The organism is Blautia sp. HCP28S3_G10 (assembly GCF_052065235.1).
In the GTDB taxonomy this organism is placed as follows: domain Bacteria; phylum Bacillota; class Clostridia; order Lachnospirales; family Lachnospiraceae; genus Blautia_A.
This window is the reverse complement of sequence record NZ_JBQHUL010000077.1, coordinates 1-2,847: the sequence shown is the minus strand read 5'-3', so window position 1 is coordinate 2,847 and position 2,847 is coordinate 1. Positions and strand designations below refer to the sequence as shown.

Annotated in this window: 3 protein-coding genes; 2 read left to right on the top strand and 1 reads right to left on the bottom strand. The window is 30.3% G+C overall.

Going from position 1 to position 2,847, the window contains the following annotated elements; translation table 11 throughout:
• Positions 1-132: 132 nt before the first annotated feature.
• Positions 133-825: a YARHG domain-containing protein gene (locus ACTNB8_RS16135; protein WP_441056094.1), complete on the bottom strand. Its 693-nt coding sequence runs from the start codon at positions 823-825 to the stop codon at positions 133-135.
• 404 nt (positions 826-1,229) lie between these two features.
• Between ACTNB8_RS16135 and ACTNB8_RS16130 the strand changes: the two genes are divergently transcribed.
• The gene (locus ACTNB8_RS16130) at positions 1,230-2,324 is read left to right on the top strand and encodes a helix-turn-helix domain-containing protein (RefSeq protein WP_441056093.1); all 1,095 of its coding nucleotides are present in this window, start codon (positions 1,230-1,232) and stop codon (positions 2,322-2,324) included.
• Between the two features lie 179 nt (positions 2,325-2,503).
• Complete coding sequence (locus ACTNB8_RS16125) at positions 2,504-2,770, top strand: DUF4240 domain-containing protein (RefSeq protein ID WP_441056092.1); 267 nt, start codon at positions 2,504-2,506, stop codon at positions 2,768-2,770.
• Positions 2,771-2,847 lie beyond the last annotated feature (77 nt).

Here is a 2,847-nt window from a genome sequence, read left to right as displayed (position 1 = left end):
GTGAATGTTGTTGTCTTGCCATAGTTGGACTCCTTTCGTTATAAAAATCATACGGGAAATCCAACTTAGAAACAATGATTTTTTTGTCTTAATTTATGGGTTCATTATACAATTATAATTGCTGAGATTGTTTTACTGCTTCATAAGTTCTTCTTCCTGAAGAAGTTTTTTCAAATTTAGAACCTCTGTCTCGTTAAAGGAAGAAAAATCAATGTTACTTTGAGGGTTAGGTTTATACCAATTTTGTTGGCTGTAATATGTATTCCATGGTGATACAGTAAATACATATCCATACCTTGCATATATTTCGTTAACACCCATTCGAATTAGTATAGCATAAATTTTAACATCATATTTTGTTTGTAACTCTTGTATTTTCGCATCTGAAATTATTTCTGAAGAACTATCAGAAAAAATCATTCCATTTTCCAAGGGTACATAAGTTGTAATATAAGTTAAGATTTCCTCCTTGCTAATTAGTGAATCTACTGGAGGCAAATCTGTTTCTGTAACTGCAGACGATTCTTGTGCAGTGGTATTAGACAAATTTGTAGAAAAAATTTTATTATTAAAAAGGAATATTGCAATAAGTAAAAGCAGGAATACTATCATAAGGACAAAAGACCATCTAGGATAATAGCGAACTCTTTTGGCCTCAATGGTATTTTCAATTATGGAATGATCACTTGTCCCTAAAGAACGGTAACTGCTTTGCCGCGCAATGATATATTCTTTGTCGAAGAGAATAGTCCTTTCAGTAAACTGACTTGTTTTAGGCGGCAGATTACATACATAATCGGAACTTGTGTTTGACAGATTGTTCATAAAGCACCTCCTGTTCAACATAAGAAATATTCGGTTATTTTTGGGGGATTTTGTGATAGAAATAAAGAAGTGCGTGTATAAGACTGGGTATACGTTTTTCTTTAATTCTATCACGTTATCATTGGTAATTTCATTGGAATTCTCCTTACTGTTTTGTAATAGTATTGTATCACTATATGTGAAAAATGTCAATAACAAAGAGGAAAATAGTAAAAAAATATAGAAAACAAACAAAAAAAGAAGAATAAACGCACACAAAAATAGAATATTGAGAAAAATAAAATTCTAAATAGAATAATAAAATTCATATTAGAAAAAGTAAAAACAAATTGAATAAAAAACGGGAATATGATATAATAAAAATGCACATAAAATGCATTGTAGATAGCTTGAGGAGGAAAAAAATGGGATCTTTAGATAAAGAAAAATATTATTCTGCAATATCAGAGAGAATAAAGTATGCTCTAAAGGAATTGAATTATAGCCAAGCTGATTTAGTGAAAATATGTAGAGAACAGGGGTTTAACTTAAATCAATCAGCTGTTTCAAAAATTATTAATTCAGCAACAGGATTATCTATTATGAATGTTGTATGCATTTCTAAAGCACTAAAGTTGGATTTGAATGAAATATTATCTACAGATGCTAATACTACAATTACATTACCTCAAAATGAAAGAATAAGAAATGTAAACAATTCATTTATAACCAGAGCGGATGATGACGTATTTAAACCATATCTCGGAGAGTATAATATTTATTTTTATCCTACTAAATCATCCGAAAACAAGTTAATTCATGGTAAAATGAGTTTTATGAAATCGATAGATTCATCGGAATGTGAAGTAAAAATTTCATTTAAGACAGGAAAAATGAATGATAAAAATGAAGAAATTTTGAAAAGATACACAGGGAGTGCTTGTATATCGTTAAATATGAATGCAATATATTGTTCTGTTATGAGTAAAGAGATCGGAGAAATATGTTACCTTATTTTTTCATATATACCAATTTTATATGAAAAATTAGAGTGCAGAATAGGCGCAGTACTTACTTCATCAGCAGGAGAAAATCGACTACCTACAATGCAAAGAATATTAATATCGAGAAGAGAATTAACAAATGAAATATTATATTTTTTAGAAAGTCAACTGTTACTAAATGCGTCAGAAATATTATTATCACAAAATGCTTTTAATGCTATGTTAAAAGATGAGGAATTTCCAGAAGCTTTCAAAGAATATTTTTGTAATTCGGATAATGGGAATGTCTTTTCCAATGTTTTAACTGTCCCATATTATTATTTGTATGAATCTATGATTAGAGATTCATTTATGAGTCAGGAGGATACATTAAAAAGCATATGTTTATTAAGAAAATATTCGACAGCACCCAAATATAATAAGGTTGGGGGGAAAGCAGATGAAATAGTATATAAGTTATTGAATGATGTTTTTAAGATTGATAGTACTTCAGAGGTCAAAATGAATGATGACTGATCAAAACAATCTTAGTTGAAATGAAATGTTTATTTTTACATAATTTGAACTGGCAGTAGAGAAAATATCTCGTCTGCCAGTTTTCTTTGTGTTTTATCAATAATAGATTGGAAAGGAATACTGTTTGTCATGATGGGTAACTCTGAAGGCAGTGTCAAGATTTATAGAGGGAGGTTGATATGGGCGGTAAAATAACTGAAATAAATAAAGAAACTTTCTGGCAGTTCATTGAAGAAATGAAAAAGCAGTGTGGACAGGATATGAAAGCATCAATTTTCTGGATCAAAAAAGAACTGTTAAGGATGCCGCCGGAGCAATCCTTGCAGTTTCATGCGATTATGCACGGTTACCAAGACGCAGCCAATAAATATGGACTTTGGACAGTAGCCACACTTATAAAAGAGTATGGATGTAAAGTGAACCCATTTGTCAAGACATTTTTTTAAAAAAATTAAGTTGGATTTCGGAAGGGATACTCCCATCCTTTTCTCCCTTGTTTACCCACTAAGTGTGGATATATGAG